Raw genomic sequence first — 22196 nt, forward strand, 5'->3', positions numbered from 1 at the left:
TCTGTTTATTTAACAATAACTGCTGTTGGAATAGTTCTTTCTCCCATACTATTTGATGGTTTATTTCTAACTTCTCCATAGTAATACAATGTTGTCGATTTTCCACCATCCAAGTTCATTGCATTCCATGCACCTAGCTGATGCATAATCTCTTGTAATTCCTTTAATGTTGCTCCTATGCTTCCAATTTCTCTACCATCTATAACTAGGAGAATTATTGAGCCATCCTTCATTTGTCCTATAGCAGTTTTAGGGGCTGTCCCAAATCCTCCATCACCGTTTATCTTTACCATATTTCCATTAATTATTAATGCCGGACCAAAACTTAAAGCTTCCTGAATTCCAAGCTCTTTAAGTTTGTCTACTGTATAATCACCTACAACCATCACTCCATTTTTATCTATCCCAAAAGTTGTTGTTGGGTTATCTCCTACATCATTAACTTTCACTTCACCACCAGTCATTACAATTCCTGATGCCAATCCACCATTTCCTGTCCACTGAGCAGCAGAGGATTGATCCGTAAATGCTCCACCATTAATGGCAGCTATAGCATCATTGTTTTCAGCAATTGTTGATGTAGTCTCACCTTCAACTCCCAATTTAGAACTTACTCCAATTTTAACTCTTGTTGGGTCCTTTACCACTAAATAATAACCAGTATACTTAGAATTTTCTATATCATGAAGTTCTATAGTATCATCTTTAACCTTTGGAACTTTAATATCAGATATATTAGTAGTTTCACTAGTTTCTTCAGTTGAGTTTTCTCCCATAATTTCAGCTATTTTTTTATCTGATAAGAACCATGTAGCCAGATATTGATGACTCATTGAAGTCATTGCTGCTCCAACATATTGGCTTTTCGCATTATCAAATGGTCCATATAAAAGTAAAAATGGGAATGTACATCCAGTAAAAAATAATTCAAATGCAAAAAATATAGCTAATGTCTTAAATGAAATCTTATTTACTCTTTTCTTGCTTTTTTTTACCTTAGATTTCTTATTTATATTCTTATTTTTTCTATTTATATCCATTTTATTATCCTCTCTAAAAATGCATTTTAGTTGCATTTATAAAAATTACACCAGACCTAATTATATAATATTTTCAATTAGATTACAATAATTTCATTTTTCCAGCATTTTATTCTATTTGGTACTTGGATTTTGCTTTTAAATACTCACATTATGTTATAATTAGTCTTAGGAGGTATATATAAATGGAAGATAAAATTTTAAATGAATTAAAAAAATCTCAAGATTATGTTTCTGGCGAATACCTAAGTTCTACTTTAAATGTTTCACGAACTGCTATATGGAAACATATAAAAAACTTAAAATTAAAAGGCTATATAATAGAAGGAATTTCTAATAAGGGATACAAATTACTTAATTCTCCTGATTTATTAAATAAAAATGAAATTCTACCTTTATTAAAAACATCTGCTATTGGAAAAAGCATAGTTTACTTTGATGAAATAGATTCTACAAATATTAAAGCAAAAGAGCTTGCACAGAAAGAAATCGAACACGGTACTATAGTAATTGCAGAAAAGCAAACTTTAGGAAGTGGTCGCTTCAATAGGAAATGGGTTTCTCCAAATGGCGGTCTTTGGTTTTCATTAATATTAAGACCTAAACTTCCTCCAACGGAAGCTCCTAAAATAACTCAAATTGCTGCTGCTTCTGTATATAAGACACTAAGTAATTTAGGTATTAATTCAACCATTAAATGGCCTAATGATATACTTTTGAATGACAAAAAGTTTTGTGGAATCCTAGCTGAAATGAAATGTGACATGGATAGTGTTCATTATTTAGTTTTGGGCGTAGGGATGAATATTAATATAGATGAAAGTGACTTTGATGATAGTATAAAAGCAATTGCCACTTCACTAAAAATTGAATATGATAAAGATTTCAAAAGAAGTGAGATACTTTCAGCCTTCTTAAATAATTTCGAAGTATTATACAATAACTTCATAAATAAATTAGATCTTTCCGAGACAATTTCAATCTGCCGAGATCATTCCAACATTTTAGGTCGAAAGGCAAAATTAATCACATATAATAATGAAGAAATTGTTACCTGTGTTTCTGTTTCTGATAACGGCGACCTTATGGTCATAGATGGCAGCGGAAATGAAAAAGCTGTAATTACTGGAGAGATTAGTTTTAATGGAATGAACTAAAAAACAGTATTGCGAAACACTCAAAATGATGAGATAAGCAATCGAAAGAGAATACATATATGTTCCACATGACTAGAAAAATTTCGTTGGATATATCTAAATAGAAAGTTGCACCATTTCTTCATGCTCCTGCGACAAGCGCAGGACAAGCAAAAATAGAACAACTTCCCATTAAGATATAAGCAACTTATTTTTCAATGCCTGCTTCACATATATGTATTCTCTTTCTTTGTTTTGCTATCATTTTGAGTATTTCAAATATTATAAATTTATGATGATAGTTATAAGAAAAAGTCACAGACGAATGTGTAGTGGTATCTTTTACCAGCTGCTTTTTCAAATATATGTGAGAAAAACTTAGGAATCAATATAGACTCTAAAATATTTAAGTCAATTATTAGATGGGATATTGCTAAATGCAGAAATATAAAAATACTTGCATAAATATGAATTTGATTTAGGTTTACTACTAAATAAAGAAAGAGAATATCTGCTTTTGTGGAGTGTTCATTAGAAGATCTTGCTGGCTGTGATTCTTAGATTAGAAGTTGTTCCAAATATGCTAGTTCAAAACTTGCTTTTGAGGCTAGCATTTTGGGCACAACTTCTACTTAGAATCACCCGGTAAAATCTTCAGAGAACCAGAACAAACGCATATATTCCCTTTCGAGAGTTCAGCAGTAAACTTAGAACCTACTCTACTGCAAGTATTTTTATATTTCGCTTAATACACAATACATTTAGTTAATTCTAGTTATTTATTCACAACTTTTTCAATATGTCCTTTTAGAACAGTTGCTGATTCTTTTAACTTTTTCAATTCTTCATCATTTAGAACAGGGTTTACAATTCTTACAACACCCTTACTATTTAAAATTGTTGGGACTGCTAAGTAAACATCTTCTATTCCATACTCTCCCTGCATCAAACACGATACAGTTAAAATAGTATTTTCATCTCTTAATATAGCTTCTACTATTGTATTTACTGCTAATGCTACAGCAAAATAAGTCGCATTTTTCCTACTTATTATTTCATAAGCTGCATTTTTAACATCGCTTTCTATTACTGATTTTACATCATCATCCCACTCTAAATTGAACTTTTTAGCATATTCTTCAAAAGTTTCTCCAGCTATGCTTGCAGTACTCCAGCTAACAACTTCGCTATCACCATGTTCTCCCAAAACATACGCATGGATATTATTATTATTTACATTAAAGTATTTACCAATAACGTATTTTAATCTTGACGTATCTAATACAGTTCCTGATGCTATTACTCTTTCCCTAGGGAATCCAGATAACTTATAAGTTATATATGCAAGCACATCACATGGATTTGATACTACTAACAAAATAGCATTTGGGCTTGCTGCTGCTATTTGTGGAACAAAGCTCTTAAATATATTGTAATTTTTTTCAATAAGATCTAGTCTAGTTTCCCCTTCTTTTTGAGCTGCACCAGCTGTAATTATAACTATATCTGAATCTCTAGTTTCTTCAATACTTCCTGCATAAATGCTAACAGGCTTTACAAAAGAAGTACCATGAACTAAATCCATAACTTCTCCCATTGCTTTATCCATATTTATATCAAATAAACATATTTCTGTAGCTACTCCACTATTCATTAATGCATATGCTGTTGTTGCACCTACAAAACCTGCACCAATCACAGATATTTTACGTTTTCTTTCTACCATTATATATTCCTCCTAATTAATACAATATTAATTCTATTCTTTCCAGATAACAAATTTATTATTTGCTCATAAAAAGTTTCATCTTAAATTATTATCCAACAATTTTATTAATTAATAATCATTCTTATCTGATTATACCTTATTTGAATTTTTTCGTAAATACTATATAATTAAATTTAGCAACTTAATAATGAATTTATTAGTAAGCATATAGACGTAATTATTTTTAAATGTTTTACGCAGAAGATGGAGGTACACTTTAATGAAATTATTATTTTTTGATACAGAAACCACTAGTATAAAACCCGGCAGCATATGTCAGTTAAGTTACATAACTGTTGATGCTAGTACAAAACCTCAGATAACTACTGGTAAAAACTTCTTTTTTACAGTCGATGAGATGGATCCTTCTGCCCAAGAAATTCATGGTTTTTCTTTAGAGAAGCTTTATGAATTATCTGATGGACAATATTTTGAGGATTTAGTACCTGAATTTCTTGATGATTTTATGACTGCTGATTTTCTAATTGGTCATAATGTTAATTTTGATGTTAGATTTTTAAAACATGAACTATTATCTTTAGGAGAGGATTTTTATCCAAAAAATGTTTTCTGTACTATGGCTTACTATAGAGATATATGTAAGATTCCAAAAGCCAATGGAGAAATCAAAAATCCAAAATTATCTGAAGTGATAGATTGGTTAAACATATCAAGCGAGCAAATTGTTGAGACATCTGAAAAATTATTTGAAGGTAGTGGAAATTATCATGATGCCAGATTTGATACAGCTGCAACATATTTAACTGTTATCGAAGGATTAAAGAAAGGCCACTTTCCAAAAGGGTATTTTTCAAATCTTCTAGCTAGCAACTCAAACGGTTTAAAATAAAATATAATTTTTATTAATTAACACCTCAATAAAAATATCATATAATATACTATAACTTGTTGTTTTTACTCTATATATTCTTTATGGTATCTAGAATTTTAGATTTAGACAGTTTTAAAATTTATTCTTGTCTTGTTTAATTTATAAATGAGGTGATAAAATGAAAAAATATGTTTGTGAAGTATGCGGATATATTTATGATCCAGAACTTGGAGATCCTGATGGTGGAATTGCTCCACATGTAGATTTTAATGATTTGCCTGATTATTGGGTATGTCCCATTTGCGCTTTTAACAAAGATAATTTTTCTGTACTAGAATAACACATTATAAAAATTATATTTAACTCATCTCGTAAAAATTAGTATACTTAAAGACAATTTAAATTAATATTTTCATATGAAACCAAAAAGACTATATGGACTGGAATATTATGTCCTATAGTCTTTTTATATTTGTAATTAATTTATTAGCCTCAATCCATTTATGTTTTCTTAAAATTTTTGTGCATTTAAATTCATCAAAACTTTACTATAAACACAATAATTTTATTTTACTAAATACTTTCATGGAATGTTCTGCTTATAACTTCTAATTGCTGTTCTTTTGATAATCTACTGAAGTTAACAGCATACCCTGAAACTCTGATTGTAAGTGTTGGGTATTTATCGGGATTTTCCATAGCATCTATCAATGTTTGTCTATTAAGAACATTAACATTTAAGTGATGAGCTCCTTGAGTGAAATATCCATCTAATATTGCAACTAGGTTATTAATCTTTTGATCTTCATTTTTTCCAAGTGCATCTGGAACGATTGAGAATGTATTCGATACACCGTCTTGGCAAATTTCATTATATGGTATTTTAGCTACTGAGTTAAGTGATGCTAATGCTCCATTAATATCTCTTCCATGCATTGGATTTGCTCCTGGTGCTAAAGGTTCACCTTTCTTTCTTCCATCCGGAGTTGTCCCTGTCTTCTTACCATACATTACATTTGATGTGATTGTTAGCGCTGATAATGTATGTTTTGCATCTCTGTATAGTGGATGTTTCTTAAGCTCTCCAGAGAATTTAGTTACTAATTCTACGCCTAAATCATCTGCTCTATCATCATCATTTCCGTATTTAGGGAAATCTCCTTCAACTTCAAAATCTACAGTTATACCTTCTTCATTTCTAATTGGTTTAACTTTTGCATATTTTATAGCTGATAATGAATCTATTGCTACTGATAGACCTGCAATACCAAATGCCATTAATCTTTCTACTGCTGTATCATGAAGAGCCATTTGACTTGCTTCATAAGCGTATTTATCATGCATAAAGTGGATTATGTTCATTGTATCTACATAAACTTTTGCTACATACTCTAATACTTTGAAGTAATTTGCTTTTACTTTATCAAAATTAAGAATTTCTTCGTCTGTAAGTTTTTCAATTCCTGGCACTACCTTAATACCTTTTAATTCATCTACTCCACCATTTATGGCATATAAAAGTGATTTAGCTATATTTGCTCTAGCTCCAAAGAATTGCATTTGTTTACCAACCTTCATAGCTGATACGCAGCAAGCTATTGCATAATCGTCTCCATATATTGGTCTCATAACTTCATCATTTTCATATTGAATAGAGTCTGTTTTTATTGAGATTTCTGCACAATATTTCTTAAAGCTTTCAGGTAGTTTATCTGACCATAAAACTGTTAAATTTGGCTCTGCTGATGTTCCAAGATTAATTAAAGTATGAAGATATCTAAATGAATTCTTAGTTACAAGTGGCTTACCATTAATGCCCACACCACCAATTGATTCAGTTACCCAAGTTGGATCCCCTCCGAATAACTCATTGTATTCTGGAGTTCTTAAGTGTCTTACCAATCTTAACTTTATAATTAATTGATCAACTATTTCTTGAGCTTCCTTTTCTGTAATTAACCCTGCTTCTAAATCTCTTTCAATGTATATATCTAAGAAAGTTGAAGTTCTTCCAAAGGATGTTGCAGCTCCATTGTTTTCCTTAATTCCTGCTAAGTATCCAAAGTATAAATGTTGTGCTGCTTCTTTTGCATTTGATGCTGGCTTAGATATATCAATTCCATATTTCTCTGCCATTGATTTTACTTCACCTAAAGCTCTAATCTGCATTGAAACTTCTTCTCTTTTTCTTACTAATTCATCAAGCATATCACCGTTTAGATTATCAAGATCCTTTTTCTTTTCTTCTATTAAGTAATCTATACCATAAAGAGCTACTCTTCTATAATCACCTATTATTCTTCCTCTACCGTATGCATCTGGTAGGCCTGTTAATAATCCAGCACTTCTCGCTGCTCTTATTTCTTTTGTATACGCATCAAATACACCTTCGTTGTGAGTCTTTCTGTATTTTGAAAAATGCTTATTAATTTCTGGATCAAGTTCATATCCATATTCCTTTAATGAACTTTGAACCATTCTCATTCCACCAAATGGATTTACTATTCTCTTAAGTGGTGCATCTGTTTGAAGCCCAACTATAACTTCGTTATCTCTATCTATATACCCAGGATCATAATTATCTATCCCTGATACTCTATCTGTAGCAACATCAATTATTCCCTTTTTTACTTCCTCAACTATTAAGGCATAAGCTTTGTCCCAGACTTTGCTTGTCCTTTCTGTTTTCTCTTCTAAGAAACTTCCATCACCCTCGTATAATTTATAATTTTTTTGTATAAAGTTTCTTACATCAATACCCTCTTGCCATGTTCCGTTTTTGAATCCTTCCCATTGTTTAAACATAATTTTTCCTCCCTAAAATAATTTAATTATATAATTTTTTCCATATAAAAAAGCCGACGCAATCCAGGCTTTTTTTGCCCAGACGGTCGGCTTTTTGTGGCATATAAGATAATATGCCTAGTCATACTTCATGTGGTAACTCCACTTCCGTCAGTCATATGACTAATATCTAATATAAGAATAATACCAAACCATTTAGTTTGTCAACAAGAATAATTTTACACTTATTAGTATTAGGCATAATGAAGAAATAACGAGCCCATCTGTAAAACATATTTTCCATTATGCTTCATCAGCAGATTTCACTAATAGGCTCGCTATAAGCCCAATCTGCTTCTTTGCCTACTAAAAAATAATCATAGCATTTTGGACTCGTTATTTTATTTCATATGCCTTAAGTTAATCTTAATGCTAAATTTAAAATCCCCATTGAACCCATCTTATTTGCCATAAGAATAATCTCCAAATATCTCTTTCTGGTATTTTTTAATTAATTCTTTATCCATAGCTTTTACATTTTCAAGAGGATATTTAATCCCTAGTCCTTCATACTTATTTGTCCCTAATAAATGATATGGAAGTAATTCTACTTTCTCAACATTAGGTATCTCGTCAATGTATTTTTTAAGTTCCTTTAAATGTTCTACATCATCTGTTAATCCTGGAACCACAACATGCCTTATCCACATCTTTGTATTATTTCTCTTCATCGCTTCTAAGAATTTCAAGGATTCATCTATATTCATTAAAGTTATATTTTTGTATCCTTCTGGTGTAAAATGTTTTATATCAAATAAAACTAAATCTGTATATTTTAATATTTCATCATAATCACCAAATCCATAACCTGCTGTATCAATACAAGTATTAATTCCTTTACTTTTGCATAGTTTAAGAGTTTCTAGTAGAAATTCTGGCTGCCTTAAAGGCTCTCCACCTGAGAATGTGACTCCTCCTCCACTACTTGCAAAATAAGTTTTAAATCTTTCAATCTTATTAACTAGCTGTTCTGGAGTATATTCCTCTCCACCATTAGTAGCCCAAGTATCAGGATTATGACAATACTTACATCTTAACGCACAACCTTGTAAAAATACTACTACTCTAATTCCTGGTCCGTCTACAAGACCCATGCTCTCTATTGAATGAACATTACCTTTTACCATTTGTTACACCCCCTATACTTTATTATACTTCAAATTAATATACATAAGTTCTAAATAATATAATTCATCCTCTATAAAATTATTTGGGGACATTATCTAGTATTTTAAGAGAACGCTTATTGAATTAACACTTTTAGAATATATATTAATTTATTATTCCCTTAAATAAGCTATTAATATTTAAGCGAATTGTATATGGTACACTATATCATTACTTAATATTATCTAACTCTATTGTTTCTTCATCATAAGGCAAAAGAAGGGAAAGTTCACCTTCCCCTTCTTCCAAAAATTTATTTATTTTATAGTAATCCTTAACTAATATACATTACTGTACTTCTCATTAGATGCTCTCATGGAATGTTCTGCTTATAACTTCTAATTGTTGTTCTTTTGATAATCTACTGAAGTTAACAGCATACCCTGAAACTCTGATTGTAAGTGTTGGGTATTTATCAGGATTTTCCATAGCATCTATCAATGTTTGTCTATTAAGAACATTAACATTTAAGTGATGAGCCCCTTGAGTGAAATATCCATCTAATATTGCAACTAGGTTAGTTATCTTTTGACTCTCATCTTTTCCAAGTGCATCTGGAACGATTGAGAATGTATTAGATACACCATCTTGGCAAATTTCATTATATGGTATTTTAGCTACTGAGTTAAGTGATGCTAATGCTCCATTAATATCTCTTCCATGCATTGGGTTTGCTCCTGGAGCAAGTGGTTCACCTTTCTTTCTTCCATCTGGAGTTGTCCCTGTTTTCTTACCATACATTACATTTGATGTGATTGTTAGCGCTGATAATGTATGTTTTGCATCTCTGTATAGTGGATGTTTCTTAAGCTCATTTGAGAATTTAGTTACTAATTCTACGCCTAAATCATCTGCTCTATCATCATCATTTCCGTATTTAGGGAAATCTCCTTCAACTTCAAAATCAACAGTTATACCATCTTCATTTCTAATTGGTTTAACTTTTGCATATTTTATAGCTGACAATGAATCTATCGCTACTGAAAGTCCTGCAATACCAAATGCCATTAATCTTTCTACCGCTGTATCATGTAGTGCCATTTGGCCTGCTTCATAAGCATATTTATCATGCATAAAGTGAATTATGTTCATTGTATCTACATAAACTTTTGCTACATATTCTAATACTTTGAAGTAATTTGACTTTACTTTATTAAAATCAAGAATTTCTTCGTCTGTAAGTTTTTCAATTCCTGGTACTACCTTAATACCTTTTAATTCATCTACTCCACCATTTATAGCATATAAAAGTGATTTAGCTATATTTGCTCTAGCTCCAAAGAATTGCATTTGTTTACCAACCTTCATAGCTGATACGCAGCAAGCTATTGCATAATCATCACCATATATTGGTCTCATAACTTCATCATTTTCATATTGAATTGAATCTGTTTTTATTGATATTTCTGCACAATATTTCTTAAAGCTTTCTGGAAGCTTATCTGACCATAAAACTGTTAAGTTTGGCTCTGCTGATGTTCCAAGATTAATTAAGGTATGAAGATATCTAAATGAATTCTTAGTTACAAGCGGCTTGCCATTAATACCTACACCACCAATTGATTCAGTTACCCAAGTTGGGTCCCCACCAAATAATTCATTATATTCTGGAGTTCTTAAGTGTCTAACTAATCTTAACTTTATAATTAGTTGGTCAACAATTTCTTGAGCTTCTTTTTCTGTAATTAATCCTGCTTCTAAATCTCTTTCAATATAAATATCTAAGAAGGTTGAAGTTCTTCCAAATGATGTTGCAGCTCCATTGTTTTCCTTAATTCCTGCTAAGTATCCAAAGTATAAATGTTGTGCTGCTTCTCTTGCATTTGATGCCGGCTTAGATATATCAATTCCATATTTTGCTGCCATTGATTTTACTTCGCCTAAAGCTCTGATCTGCATTGAAACTTCTTCTCTTTTTCTTACTAACTCATCAAGCATATCACCATTTAGATTATCAAGATCCCTTTTCTTTTCTTCTATTAGGTAATCTATACCATAAAGAGCTACTCTTCTATAATCACCAATTATTCTTCCTCTACCATAAGCATCTGGAAGACCTGTTAATAATCCAGCACTTCGGGCAAGCCTTATTTCTTTTGTATACGCATCAAATACACCTTCGTTGTGAGTCTTTCTGTACTTAGGAAAATATTCTTCGATATTTTTATCTAACTCATATCCATATTCTTTTAAAGAGCTTTGAACCATTCTCATTCCACCAAATGGATTTACTATTCTCTTAAGTGGTGCATCTGTTTGAAGTCCAACTATAACTTCGTTATCTTTATCTATATATCCAGGTTCATAGTTATCTATTCCTGATACTCTATCAGTCGCTACATCTATAATTCCTTTTTTAACTTCTTCTACTATTAATTCATAAGCTCTCGCCCATACTTTGCTTGTTTTTTCAGTTTTATCTTCTAGGAAAGTTGAATCTCCTTCATATAACTTATAATTTTTTTGTATAAAGTTTCTTACGTCAATACTCTCTTGCCATGTTCCGTTTTTAAATCCATCCCATTGTTTAAACATTAGTTTTCCTCCTTTATACTTTTGATTAAAAACTTTGTTAATTTTTAATCAATTAATTCATACCATTATTGTATACTTTAATTAAATACATGTCAATGATATCTTTTATCAATTAGTAATTAGTTTCACTTTTTTGTTAATAAATCTATCAGACTTTCATAAGATAATATTTCTATAAGTTCGCGAAATAAATTTTCCCCTTAACTTGTCACTTATTGCTAATTAAGATATTATCTTTAATTTATAAAAAATATTATTAATAAATCAAGTTATTGATTTATTTATCTCTAGATTACTAACTGCAAATATTATAACCTTTACCATTTCTTAAATTTATAATATTTTTCTTTCAGTGTATAAATCAATTTATATTGACATATTAGTATTATCAGAAAACGTTTTAAACATAATGTTATTTACATTTATAATTTTTAAATATTCTTCAATCTTTTAAAATCCATTTTTGAATTTCATATTTTAGATTCATAAGCTTATAAAACTATACCAAAAAGTTTTCTTTGTCAACTTTTTTTAGAATTTATAACATAAATTTAACATTCATACAAAATAATTGACACAAAATAATGATATAATTTTGTTACAATATTGTTTATACATAATTCAAAGGGGAGAAAACATATGCAAAGGAATGCTAAACTATCTTTATTTTCTTTTTTAGCAATAGCTCTATCTGTCTTTATATTATATCAAGTTCTTTCTTATTTTAATTTTTTTAGAAAGAATCTAACTATTATTAATAAAACATTATACTCAAGTATGCTACCAGAGGAAAAATTTAAAAGTACGTATACACCCAAAATTAAATTTTCGGACAAACCTGTAACAAAAGTAAATGATGTAACCATAAATATTTTGAACACAGGAAATCTAACTAATGTTCCAATACTGCTAAAAGCCCAAAGGTATTATATACCTCTAACTTTTATTTGCAGTAAACTCAATTATACCTTAGATACTTCTAATAATTCCATATCAATATATAATGATAGTAATAAAATTTTCTTAAATGAAACCACTTATGAAAAGAATTCTAGAAAAGGTAATCTTCGTGGTAATTTACTTAACAATAATGGTAGCTATTATATTTCAATTTCAGATATAGAAGAAATTTTTGATTTATTTGCCGTATTTGACTTTCAAAACAAAAAAATAAACCTAATACCTAACGATGTAAAGGAACCAGAAGATTCAGCTATACTATATAGCGATAAAATTGGTTTAATACGTTTTGAAGATTTTGGTTGCGGTTATACAAATGTTGTAGATAAAAATCAAACCAAAATAAAGATAATGGCTAATTTGCTATTTTCCCAAGGACTGAAATTTCATATTTCATGGATACCTAGATTTGTAGTTCCTTCAGCAAATTTTGATAATGATTTGTTGACGAATGATAACATTGTAAATGTAGGATTTGTAGATGTATTAGATTATGCTCTTAATAAAGGTGGAGAAATAGGTTTACACGGATATACTCATCAATCTGGTAATGACTCAAGCGGAACTGGTGAAGAAATGTCTAAAGACGTAAATAGTACAGAAGCTGAGACTAGAGCAGTGATAGAAAAAGGTATAGATACTGCAAGTGCTCTAAATATTCCTATCTCGTATTACGAAAGCCCTCATTACAGAGATACTGAGCAACAAAAGAAAATAATTAGTGAATATTTTCAGTTCATATACGAGCCATATGATTATACAAAAAAGAACATATATAAGCCAGATGATTCTCACTTATTTGTTCCAACTCCATTAGGTCGTATAGCTGATCCATCAACAGATACGACTCGTATGGTAAATACGATTAATGAAGGAGATGATGATACGCTTAATAGCTTTTATTATCATCCATCTATAGAAATAGATTATATAAACTTTAACCTAAATGGAAACAAACTTAACGTGAATTATGATACACGTTCACCTTTGCAACAAATAGTAAAAGCACTTAAAGATAATGATTATACTACTGTTCATATTGATAATCTTATAAATAAGTAGTAAAAAAGGCTTGCCACGCATATGACAAGCCTTTTATTTTTCAAATATTTTCGTAACATCACTTAATATTGCAAAATTAGTAAAATCAAAATGAAGCGGTGTTAATGTAACATATCCTTGAGATAGATAATATAAATCACTTTCTTCTTCCTCTATAGCATTTCTTGTTCCTTTTGTTGTATACAAGTCACCTTCTTCATTACTTTCTAAAAGTATATATTCTGTTTTATATGTGGACCTTCCAATCTTACAGACTTTGATGCCCTTTATATCTCTTTCATTAAAATTTGGAATATTAAGATTTAATACCACATCACTTTTTAAGTATTCTTCCTTTGCTATATTTAAAACTTTTATCGCCCATTTAACAGCCTTAGAATAATCCTCATTATCTTTCCCATATTCAACATCCATTGAAACCGCAATTGATGGAATTCCATATATAGTTCCTTCTATTGCTGCCGATACCGTACCTGAGTATAAAATATCAGTTCCTACATTTGGCCCCTTATTTATACCAGATATTACAAGTTCTATATTCTCTTTCAAAAAGGATAACCCAACTTGAGTACAATCAGCAGGCGTTCCTGAAACACTATAAGCCTTACAATCTAAGCCTTCAATGAATTCTTCTTTAATTTTAATCGGACTATGAATAGATATTGAATGACTAGACGCACTTTTTTGATCCTTGGGCGCAACAATTGTAACCTTATGCTCCTTAGAAATTTCCTTTGCTAAAGCAATTATTCCTGGTGCATTTATTCCATCGTCGTTAGTAATTAAAATATTCATATTTCCTCCTTACAACTGTATTTTGTTTATAACTTAATGTAACGCAATGAATAACCGAAATATAAAAACACTTGCAGTCTTATGAACATTTAAATTTCCTGCTAAACAACCGAAATGGAATATATGTGTTTGCTCCGGTTCTCTGAAGATTTTACTGGGTAATTCAAACAATATAAGTTGCACCCAAAGTGCTTGCTTCAAAGGCTACGCTTTGAACTAGCACATTTGGAACAACTTATATTCTAAGAATTACTTCCAGCAAAATCTTCTTATGAACACTCCTCAAAAACATATATTTCATTTCTTTGTTTATCTTAAATTTAAAGTAAAGCATATTTAGGCAAGTATTTTTATATTTCTGTTGTTACAATACCTTTATTTTAACTATATTGTAACTTTTTATAAAATATATATTCTCTTTTTCTATATTAAGTGTTACTAAAAGAACTAAAGTGATAATAAAACAAAGAAAGAGAATACATATATGCGGAACAGGCATTGAAAAATAAGCTGCTGCATATATTAACGGGAAGTTGTTCCAAGTCTGCTTGTCATGGGCTTGTCGCAGGAGCATGCAGACTTGGGTGCAACTTCGCATTTAGATATGCTAAGCGAAATTTTTCACAGTCCTGAGAAACATATATGTATTCTCTTTCGGTTGTTCATTGCTTCACGTTGAGTTGTTCTTAATACTTTTATTTTGCACCATATTGTTTGTAATATTCGTCAATTCTACCTTTAACTTCGTCTGTTATAAGTATAGTTCCGTTAATCTCTTTATTGTATAAATATTCTATAACTTCCGCCATTGTAACTATGGCACAAGTTTTAAATCCGAATTTTTCTCTGATTTCAGTTAAGGCTGATTGTTCACCTTGCCCTCTTTCCATTCTATCTACCGATATTATAAGACCTTTAACATTAACATCTGCTTGGCTTTTTAAGATAGGCATAGTTTCGTAAATTGATGTTCCTGCTGTTGTAACATCTTCAACTATTAGTACTTTATCTCCATCATTTAGTTTACTTCCTAAAAGAATTCCTGTATCTCCATGATCTTTTACTTCTTTTCTATTTGAACAATATCTTACATCAATATCAAATGAGCTAGACAAAGCAATAGATGTTGTAACGCTTAGAGGAATTCCTTTGTATGCAGGCCCAAATAATACATCATAATCATCTGCAAAGTTTTCTTTTATTGCCTCTGCATAAAATTCTCCAAGTCTTCTTAACTGGCTTCCTGTTTGATAGTTACCTGTATTAACAAAGAACGGAGTCTTTCTTCCACTCTTAGTAACAAAATCTCCAAATGTAAGTACTCCACATTCTATCATAAAATTGATAAATTCTTTCTTATATGCCTTCATTTAAAATTCCTCCAATATCTACTTTGTAATTATTAATATTCACTTATCAGTTGCTTATTTTCATTATTAGGAATTAGGATTTATGATCAATTTATATTATTCCTATAATCTCGTTAATATCCTTAATTCCTTGTTCCTTCAAGAAACTTTCCATTTCTTCAACTATTTCTTTCCCAGCCATAGGATTTACAAAATTAATCGTTCCTATCTGTACTGCGCTAGCTCCTGCCATCATAAATTCTACGGCATCTTTACCACTTGATATTCCTCCAAGTCCTATTACTGGAATATCTACAGCCTTAGCCACTTCATAAACCATTCTAAGAGCAATTGGTTTTACAGCCGGCCCTGAAAGACCTGCAGTTATATTATTAAATACCGGCTTTCTTTTATATACATCTATAGCCATCCCTTTTAAGGTATTTATTAATGATATAGAGTCCGCTCCTGCTTCCTGGCACTTTACAGCCATATCTACTATATCTTCTGCATTAGGAGATAATTTAACCATCAACGGCTTCTTAGTCATGGCTTTAATTTCTCTAACCACATCATATGCTACTTTTGACTTAATCCCAAAAGCCATACCACCATGTTTTACATTTGGGCAGGAAATATTAAGTTCAATCATGTCAACATCACTGCTATCAATTTTTCTTACAGCATCTTCATAGTCTTCCAAGCATCCTCCCCCAATATTTGCTATAACATTAGTTCCGTACTTCCTCATTTTCGGAAGCTCATTTTCTATAAATGCATCTATTCCTGGATTTTGTAATCCTACTGAATTCATCATTCCTGATGGTGTTTCATATACTCTTATCCCTTCATTTCCTTGCTTTGGGTTTATTGTAAGCCCTTTTGAAGATATTCCACCAAGAATTCCAACATCATAAAAATTATTAAATTCTTCACCAAAACCAAAGGTTCCCGATGCTGCTATTACAGGATTTTTAAATTCTACATTATTAATAGTTACTTTCATCATATTCTTCTTCTCCTTTGGTTATTATAGTTCAACATAGTATCCATCAAATATTGGACCATCTTTACACGTTCTCTTATGTCCATCTTTTGTTCTACAAGTACATACTAAACATGCACCCACTCCACATGCCATATGCTTTTCCATAGATACATAAACAGCCACTTTCTTTTCTTTGCACATATCTATGACTTTTTTCATCATAATCTCTGGTCCGCAGCATAACACTGTATCGTAATCTTCTGGTTTTAAAATTTCAGTAACAAATCCTTTATGCCCATTTTTTCCAGTGTTTGTAGATATATAAACTTCATTTACATATTCTTTTAACTCATCTATTAAGTAAACATCATCTCTGAATCCTGCATAGAGATCTATCTTTTGATCTGGATTTTTCTTTCTTAATTTCTTTGCTAGTTCAAGCATTGGTGCTGTTCCAATTCCCCCTGAAACTAGTGCTACCTTGTTATATTCTTTCTCTAAATCAAACCCATTTCCAAGAGGCCCTGTTAAGCTTATTTCATCATCTTCTTTAAGCTTAGTAAATTCTTTAGTTCCGTTTCCTACTACAGCATATAAAAATGTTAGTTTATTCTCAGATTTTTCACATATACTTATTGGTCTTGGCAGAAATGTTGCACCATTTAGCTTTAACATATAAAATTGTCCTGCCTTTATTTCTGCATCATCTTCTACTACTAATTTATATATATCTTTCGAGATTTCTTTATTTGAAACTACTTTTGCATTTCTGTAAGTTATAGCCATAACCCTGCCTCCTTAAGTTATCTTTAATGTAAAATTTATACGTTCTTCACTGCTTCTCTTATTGCATCTCTCATCTTTATTGCTTCTTCTCTAGCGCATAAAGCAAACTCTTTTTCTCTATTTTCTTTTTTGTAGGCAAGGAGTATTCCTCTTGAAGAATTTACAACCCCACCATTTCCATTGTTTAAATATAGTGCAACATCTTCAGCTTTCCCGCCTTGTGCACCATATCCAGGTATTAAGAAAAACATATTGCTATAGTTTGATCTTATTTTCTTTCCTTCTTCAACATGAGTACATCCTATAACACCGCCAATTGCTGTATATCCACAACTTCCAGTATAATTTTTTCCCATTTCAGTAATTTTATCTGCTACAACTTCGTAAACTTTCTTATCTCCAGTAGTATCTAGATACTCAATATCTTCCGCACCTGGATTTGAAGTTCTAACTAAGCTAAACACACCTTTACTTCCCTTTTCTAAATAAGGTAGATATGGTTCAATACTATCCATTCCCATATATGGACTAAGTGTTATAAAATCAGCTTCAAAATCCCCATCAAAATGAGCCTTTGCATACATTGTTGCTGTAGCTGCTATATCCCCTCTTTTAATATCAGCTATTATAATTTCACCTTTATCTCTTAGGTAGTCTAGCGTTTTCTTATAGGCAATTAATCCTTCAAGTCCTAACGCTTCATAGTAAGCAATCTGCACCTTAAAGCATGCTGATACATCCCACGTCGCATCTATTATTTGTTTATTGAATTCAAAGATAGCTTCACTGTCAGTTCTACCTTCTTTTATATGATCTGGAATATAGCTTAATGCAGTATCCAACCCTACACAAACCACTCCTCTTTCTTCAACTCTATTGTATAATTTATCAATTATGTAATTTGTCATTTCAAATCTTCCTCCAACCCTATTTAGTCCACAGTCAGAATTCACAATTAATTCCTTTAGGAACTCATATCTTATAATTTTCTTAATTACGGTCTCCATTTTTTACTTATGATATTATTTAAGCCACTCTTATTTTACACGTGTCCGCTTCCTAATTTATAATCATAATTGCGCTTAAAAGTTCTTTATCTAGCTGTACGCTTTTTTTGATATGAAATGTTCTTAATTCACCCAAAAATTCTTTATTACGATTCTCTCATATTTCATATGTGTATGATTTTTTAATACGAAATGTTCTCTTTTGTGCTGCACTCTTTTTCTAATGTGAACTGTTCTTAATTGCGCTTCGCGCACATTTCATATGTGTATACTTAATTTCTCCACCCTTTATTGTCATAAGAATTTCACCGTAGAATTCCATACCTGTAAATGGCGTATTCCGTCCTTTTGATGCAAATTCTTCTGGATTCACTTTTAAGCATTTATTAATATCAACTAGAACTAAATCCCCTTCTACTCCAATGCTAATTTTTCCTTTATTCATTCCTAGGATCTTTGCAGGATTATATGACATAAGCTCACTTAATTTATTTAGTGAAACATTGTTCTCTTTCACTAATTTCGTATAACATATTGAAAATGCAGTCTCTATTCCAACCATTCCAGGTGAACCCTTCATCTTCTCCTCCGCTGTATGTGGAGCATGATCCGTTCCTATTGTATCAACCATACCTAATTTTATGGCATTTATTATTGCCTCTACATCCTCTTTTTCTCTAATTGGAGGATTTACTCTGTAATCATTTATATCTCTTGTTAAACCAATATGGTGAGGAGTAACTTCTAGTGTTATATTTGCGCCACTCACTTTTCCATCAATTATACATTTTATAGCTTCCTTTGTGCTGACATGGCACATGTGTAATCTAGCTTTACTTAGTTTAGCTAATTCTACATCTCTTATTGTCATCATATTCTCAGCTATCCTCATATCTACTTTGGAGAATTCAGGACTTTCAGCATGAGACATTATAACCCAGTTATTCTTCTTGGCAATTTCCATGGCTTCAAGCATTGTATTGGAGTTTGATATCCCAACTCCATCATCTGAAATTGCTTTAATTTCCTTATCACCTGAAAGCTCTTCTAAATGAGTTAATGTCACTCCATCAAAATCCTTTGTTACTGATAAACATTGATGAATATCTATTAAATTAATTTCTTTAGATTTATTTCTTACGTATTCTAGAACCTTTTTTGATGAACATATAGGGTTTGTATTTGCCATAAGACAAACTCCTGTGTAACCACCTTTTAGCGCTGCTCTAGATCCTGTTTCAATATCTTCTTTCCATGTAAGACCTGGATCTCTAAAATGTGCATGTGTATCTATAAATGATGGCATTAAAATCTTTCCTTCACACTCAATAGTTTCTACATCTATCTTAAAGATCTTTTGCCCTATTTCTTCAATTATTCCGTCCTTAATATAGATGTCGCCTATAAAATCTTGGGTTACATCTACTATCCTCGCGTTTTTAATTAACAGTTCCATATAACACCTCTTAATTCTTCTAAATTTCTGAAAGCTTTGTTATCTCATCGCAATATTCACATCTATATCTTCCATTCTCTTTATCTACTAAAATAAAAGAATGAGGTACATATTCTTCCTGACTAGTTATGCAACTTGGATTTTTACACTTAATTATATTTTCCACCTTATTAGGTAGCGTTGGCGTAACTTTATTTATTATTATTTCATCTTTTACTTCACAAATTGTTATTGTAGGTGAAAGTAGACCTAAAACAGTATAGTCAAGTTCAAAGCAGTTTTCTATCTTAATTATATCTTTCTTTCCAAGCTTCTTACTATCTGCGTTAATTATCAAAGCAACACTACAATCATTAGTGTCTAGTTTTAAGTACTTAAATATCTTAACTCCAACTCCAGCTTGGATATGATCAATTACTATTCCATTCCTAATACTTGTTATTTCAAGCATCTTACATCACCCCCAAAAGCTTAATCATTAACGCCATTCTTACATACATACCGTATTCAGCTTGCTTAAAGTATGAAGCTCTTCTATCTTCATCTACCTCATAAGCAATTTCATTTACTCTTGGCAGCGGGTGCATTACTATCATATCGTCTTTAGCTAGATCCATTTTCGCTCTATCTAATATATAACTATCTCTTAGTCTTAAATACTCTTCTTCATTAAAGAATCTTTCTTTTTGAACTCTTGTCATGTATAGAATATCTAACTTATCAATTACATCTTCTAATTTTTCTACTTCTATATATTCAATATTATTCTTCTCTAATATTTCTTCTCTTATATATTGTGGTATTGCTAATTCTTTTGGTGATATTAACACAAATTTATTGTTATTGTATCTAGACATTGCTTTTATAAGAGAATGTACTGTCCTTCCAAATTTTAAATCACCACAAATTCCGATCCTGTGGTTATTTAAACCGCTTTTCAAACTTGTAATCGTAAGTAAATCTGCTAAAGTTTGAGTTGGATGTTGATGTCCACCATCACCAGCATTAATTATTGGAACGTTAGAATAGATACTTGCAACTTTTGCTGCACCTTCTTTTGGATGTCTCATTGTTATTATATCTGAATATATTGATACCATTTTAATTGTATCAGCTAAAGTTTCTCCTTTAGAAATTGATGTTGAATTCGGCTCTGAAAATCCAAGAATTTTACCACCAAGTCTCATCATTGCAGCTTCAAAGCTCAATCTTGTTCTCGTACTTGGTTCATAAAATAATGTAGCTAAAATTTTCCCGTCACAAATATGAGAAAATTCCTTTGGATGTGCGATTATTTGATGTGCTAAATTGAATATTTCATCTAATTCCTCTACCGTAAAATCCATAGGCTCTATTAGATGTTTAATATCTTTTATCATTTTATTATCACTCCTTCTTAACCTCTCCGTGTTAATTTAAAGGGAAAAATTATATAATACTATATAATAAAAAACCTTCCTTAAAATAAAGGAAGGCATAATAATCCTAGATCATTGGTATTATATAACTTCCTTATTGATCTCTCTGAATCAAATTAAAGGTTATTCTTTGTGTAAGAATACCATTTCTTTGAGGTTGTGTCAATAAAAATTATTTTATATAAATTTCAGATAAATTAGTTTAAATTTTAATTAGGTTATAAAAATAACTCCTAGTTTTCTAGGAGTTATTAATTATGTCTCTAAAAGTTGTTCATTATGTTATCCCACATCATTTTTCCACATTTAGCAAGGGTAACTGTTCCGTAAACACTATTAGGAATTCCCATTGAAAGAACAGTAAATGTAAAAGATCCTTTTGGTGAGTGGATCAAAGCTGTATCGTTTTCAACGCTAGCCTTATCGCCTGTCTTGCTTGATATTTCATATTTTAAATCATCAGGTATATAAAGTGCTAATTTGTTTTTCATTTGTTGTCTTTGTAATATATCCATAAGCATTTTGCTATTTTTCTCATCTAAAAAGCTTGAATTATATAAGTGTTTCCATATCTTTGATAGATCTAAAGCGCTTGTTATATTTTCAATTCCATTACTTACAGCTCTTTCATCTGAAGTTTTTCTATTTAATTTAGTATTTTTCAATCCTTGTGCTTCTATATCGTCATTTATCTTATCTATACCAACTATATCTATGAGCTTATTTGCTGCCGTATTATCACTTTGTATAAGCATTGCAACTAACAATTCAAATATAGTATATTCTCTATTATCAAATTCATGGAGTATTCCTGTTCCATAAACTTTATCTTCTTCTTCAATTTTTATTTTATCTAAAAATGTACTGTTCCCTTCTTGAACATGCTTTATTATAGATACTGCTATCGGCAATTTCATACACCCTGCACTTGTCATTTGAACATTTTCATTGTATCCATAACTAAAACCACTTTCTAAATCCTCAAAGAAAAATGAATATGTTCCTATTCTAGACTCTAAATATCTTTTTATTTCTTTCATAATACCCACCGCT

18 protein-coding genes and 1 riboswitch are annotated in these 22196 nt (G+C 30.8%); of the genes, 4 read left to right on the forward strand and 14 right to left on the reverse strand.

Translation table 11 applies throughout. The features are described from left to right. Positions 1 to 5 precede the first annotated feature (5 nt). Positions 6 to 1040, reverse strand: coding sequence for a phosphodiester glycosidase family protein (locus L3B96_RS09980; protein WP_173706932.1), 1035 nt, complete (start codon positions 1038 to 1040; stop codon positions 6 to 8). A 185-nt stretch (positions 1041 to 1225) separates the two neighbouring features. Here L3B96_RS09980 and L3B96_RS09985 point away from each other — a divergent pair, with 185 nt between their 5' ends. Continuing rightward, positions 1226 to 2197: a biotin--[acetyl-CoA-carboxylase] ligase gene (locus tag L3B96_RS09985; protein WP_238860637.1), complete on the forward strand. Its 972-nt coding sequence runs from the start codon at positions 1226 to 1228 to the stop codon at positions 2195 to 2197. A gap of 754 nt (positions 2198 to 2951) precedes the next feature. Here the strand turns inward: L3B96_RS09985 and L3B96_RS09990 are convergent. After that, positions 2952 to 3902 carry an L-lactate dehydrogenase gene (locus L3B96_RS09990; protein ID WP_065416716.1) on the reverse strand — a complete coding sequence of 317 codons (951 nt, stop codon included), beginning with the start codon at positions 3900 to 3902 and terminating at the stop codon, positions 2952 to 2954. Positions 3903 to 4164: 262 nt separating this feature from the next. Here L3B96_RS09990 and L3B96_RS09995 point away from each other — a divergent pair, with 262 nt between their 5' ends. Both L3B96_RS09995 and L3B96_RS10000 read left to right on the forward strand, forming a co-directional pair. Next, complete coding sequence (locus L3B96_RS09995; protein WP_238860639.1) at positions 4165 to 4794, forward strand: 3'-5' exonuclease; 630 nt, start codon at positions 4165 to 4167, stop codon at positions 4792 to 4794. A 160-nt stretch (positions 4795 to 4954) separates the two neighbouring features. Then, positions 4955 to 5116, forward strand: a complete 162-nt coding sequence (locus tag L3B96_RS10000) for a rubredoxin (RefSeq protein WP_011968355.1) — start codon at positions 4955 to 4957, stop codon at positions 5114 to 5116. A gap of 233 nt (positions 5117 to 5349) precedes the next feature. Here the strand turns inward: L3B96_RS10000 and pflB (L3B96_RS10005) are convergent, their stop codons facing one another. The 3 genes from pflB (L3B96_RS10005) to pflB (L3B96_RS10015) form a co-directional block, all read right to left on the reverse strand. Further along, the gene (pflB, locus tag L3B96_RS10005; RefSeq protein WP_173706933.1) at positions 5350 to 7581 is read right to left on the reverse strand and encodes a formate C-acetyltransferase; all 2232 of its coding nucleotides are present in this window, start codon (positions 7579 to 7581) and stop codon (positions 5350 to 5352) included. 69 nt (positions 7582 to 7650) lie between these two features. After that, a riboswitch (ZMP/ZTP riboswitch) is annotated at positions 7651 to 7749 on the reverse strand. Positions 7750 to 8021: 272 nt separating this feature from the next. Beyond that, entirely contained in the window at positions 8022 to 8747 is a 726-nt protein-coding gene (gene pflA / locus L3B96_RS10010) for a pyruvate formate-lyase-activating protein (RefSeq protein ID WP_011968353.1), read from the reverse strand. A 343-nt stretch (positions 8748 to 9090) separates the two neighbouring features. Beyond that, positions 9091 to 11322 carry a formate C-acetyltransferase gene (pflB, locus tag L3B96_RS10015; protein WP_238860641.1) on the reverse strand — a complete coding sequence of 744 codons (2232 nt, stop codon included), beginning with the start codon at positions 11320 to 11322 and terminating at the stop codon, positions 9091 to 9093. A gap of 639 nt (positions 11323 to 11961) precedes the next feature. Here pflB (L3B96_RS10015) and L3B96_RS10020 point away from each other — a divergent pair. After that, on the forward strand, positions 11962 to 13344 hold the full coding sequence (locus L3B96_RS10020; RefSeq protein ID WP_238860643.1) for a DUF2334 domain-containing protein: 1383 nt from the start codon (positions 11962 to 11964) through the stop codon (positions 13342 to 13344). Between the two features lie 33 nt (positions 13345 to 13377). Here L3B96_RS10020 and surE read toward each other — a convergent pair whose 3' ends face one another. From surE to L3B96_RS10065, 9 genes are all read right to left on the reverse strand, one after another. Then, positions 13378 to 14139, reverse strand: a complete 762-nt coding sequence (gene surE, locus L3B96_RS10025) for a 5'/3'-nucleotidase SurE (protein ID WP_238860645.1) — start codon at positions 14137 to 14139, stop codon at positions 13378 to 13380. Between the two features lie 695 nt (positions 14140 to 14834). After that, complete coding sequence (gene pyrE / locus L3B96_RS10030; RefSeq protein ID WP_011968349.1) at positions 14835 to 15509, reverse strand: orotate phosphoribosyltransferase; 675 nt, start codon at positions 15507 to 15509, stop codon at positions 14835 to 14837. Between the two features lie 91 nt (positions 15510 to 15600). Continuing rightward, entirely contained in the window at positions 15601 to 16497 is an 897-nt protein-coding gene (locus L3B96_RS10035) for a dihydroorotate dehydrogenase (protein ID WP_238860647.1), read from the reverse strand. 21 nt (positions 16498 to 16518) lie between these two features. Beyond that, positions 16519 to 17262 carry a dihydroorotate dehydrogenase electron transfer subunit gene (locus L3B96_RS10040; protein WP_238860649.1) on the reverse strand — a complete coding sequence of 248 codons (744 nt, stop codon included), beginning with the start codon at positions 17260 to 17262 and terminating at the stop codon, positions 16519 to 16521. Between the two features lie 35 nt (positions 17263 to 17297). Then, entirely contained in the window at positions 17298 to 18170 is an 873-nt protein-coding gene (pyrF, locus tag L3B96_RS10045; protein ID WP_168981675.1) for an orotidine-5'-phosphate decarboxylase, read from the reverse strand. A 319-nt stretch (positions 18171 to 18489) separates the two neighbouring features. Further along, positions 18490 to 19725 (reverse strand): dihydroorotase, encoded by a 1236-nt coding sequence (locus L3B96_RS10050; protein ID WP_238860651.1) that lies wholly within the window; start codon positions 19723 to 19725, stop codon positions 18490 to 18492. Between the two features lie 19 nt (positions 19726 to 19744). Further along, positions 19745 to 20176 (reverse strand): aspartate carbamoyltransferase regulatory subunit, encoded by a 432-nt coding sequence (locus tag L3B96_RS10055; RefSeq protein WP_238860653.1) that lies wholly within the window; start codon positions 20174 to 20176, stop codon positions 19745 to 19747. 1 nt (position 20177) lies between these two features. Continuing rightward, positions 20178 to 21104, reverse strand: a complete 927-nt coding sequence (gene pyrB, locus L3B96_RS10060; protein ID WP_238860655.1) for an aspartate carbamoyltransferase — start codon at positions 21102 to 21104, stop codon at positions 20178 to 20180. A 302-nt stretch (positions 21105 to 21406) separates the two neighbouring features. Then, positions 21407 to 22183: a serine hydrolase gene (locus L3B96_RS10065; RefSeq protein WP_011968342.1), complete on the reverse strand. Its 777-nt coding sequence runs from the start codon at positions 22181 to 22183 to the stop codon at positions 21407 to 21409. Between the last annotated feature and the right edge of the window lie 13 nt (positions 22184 to 22196).

The sequence above is a fragment of the Clostridium sp. YIM B02569 genome (genome assembly GCF_022320765.1).
Lineage (GTDB): Bacteria > Bacillota > Clostridia > Clostridiales > Clostridiaceae > Clostridium > Clostridium beijerinckii.

What these genes read in the sequence shown, in the direction of transcription:
- L3B96_RS09980 (WP_173706932.1), bottom strand. Translation starts at nt 1,040, where the DNA reads ATGGATATAAATAGAAAAAATAAGAATATAAATAAGAAATCTAAGGTA.
- L3B96_RS09985 (WP_238860637.1), top strand. Translation starts at nt 1,226, where the DNA reads ATGGAAGATAAAATTTTAAATGAATTAAAAAAATCTCAAGATTATGTT.
- L3B96_RS09990 (WP_065416716.1), bottom strand. Translation starts at nt 3,902, where the DNA reads ATGGTAGAAAGAAAACGTAAAATATCTGTGATTGGTGCAGGTTTTGTA.
- L3B96_RS09995 (WP_238860639.1), top strand. Translation starts at nt 4,165, where the DNA reads ATGAAATTATTATTTTTTGATACAGAAACCACTAGTATAAAACCCGGC.
- L3B96_RS10000 (WP_011968355.1), top strand. Translation starts at nt 4,955, where the DNA reads ATGAAAAAATATGTTTGTGAAGTATGCGGATATATTTATGATCCAGAA.
- pflB (WP_173706933.1), bottom strand. Translation starts at nt 7,581, where the DNA reads ATGTTTAAACAATGGGAAGGATTCAAAAACGGAACATGGCAAGAGGGT.
- pflA (WP_011968353.1), bottom strand. Translation starts at nt 8,747, where the DNA reads ATGGTAAAAGGTAATGTTCATTCAATAGAGAGCATGGGTCTTGTAGAC.
- pflB (WP_238860641.1), bottom strand. Translation starts at nt 11,322, where the DNA reads ATGTTTAAACAATGGGATGGATTTAAAAACGGAACATGGCAAGAGAGT.
- L3B96_RS10020 (WP_238860643.1), top strand. Translation starts at nt 11,962, where the DNA reads ATGCAAAGGAATGCTAAACTATCTTTATTTTCTTTTTTAGCAATAGCT.
- surE (WP_238860645.1), bottom strand. Translation starts at nt 14,139, where the DNA reads ATGAATATTTTAATTACTAACGACGATGGAATAAATGCACCAGGAATA.
- pyrE (WP_011968349.1), bottom strand. Translation starts at nt 15,509, where the DNA reads ATGAAGGCATATAAGAAAGAATTTATCAATTTTATGATAGAATGTGGA.
- L3B96_RS10035 (WP_238860647.1), bottom strand. Translation starts at nt 16,497, where the DNA reads ATGATGAAAGTAACTATTAATAATGTAGAATTTAAAAATCCTGTAATA.
- L3B96_RS10040 (WP_238860649.1), bottom strand. Translation starts at nt 17,262, where the DNA reads ATGGCTATAACTTACAGAAATGCAAAAGTAGTTTCAAATAAAGAAATC.
- pyrF (WP_168981675.1), bottom strand. Translation starts at nt 18,170, where the DNA reads ATGACAAATTACATAATTGATAAATTATACAATAGAGTTGAAGAAAGA.
- L3B96_RS10050 (WP_238860651.1), bottom strand. Translation starts at nt 19,725, where the DNA reads ATGGAACTGTTAATTAAAAACGCGAGGATAGTAGATGTAACCCAAGAT.
- L3B96_RS10055 (WP_238860653.1), bottom strand. Translation starts at nt 20,176, where the DNA reads ATGCTTGAAATAACAAGTATTAGGAATGGAATAGTAATTGATCATATC.
- pyrB (WP_238860655.1), bottom strand. Translation starts at nt 21,104, where the DNA reads ATGATAAAAGATATTAAACATCTAATAGAGCCTATGGATTTTACGGTA.
- L3B96_RS10065 (WP_011968342.1), bottom strand. Translation starts at nt 22,183, where the DNA reads ATGAAAGAAATAAAAAGATATTTAGAGTCTAGAATAGGAACATATTCA.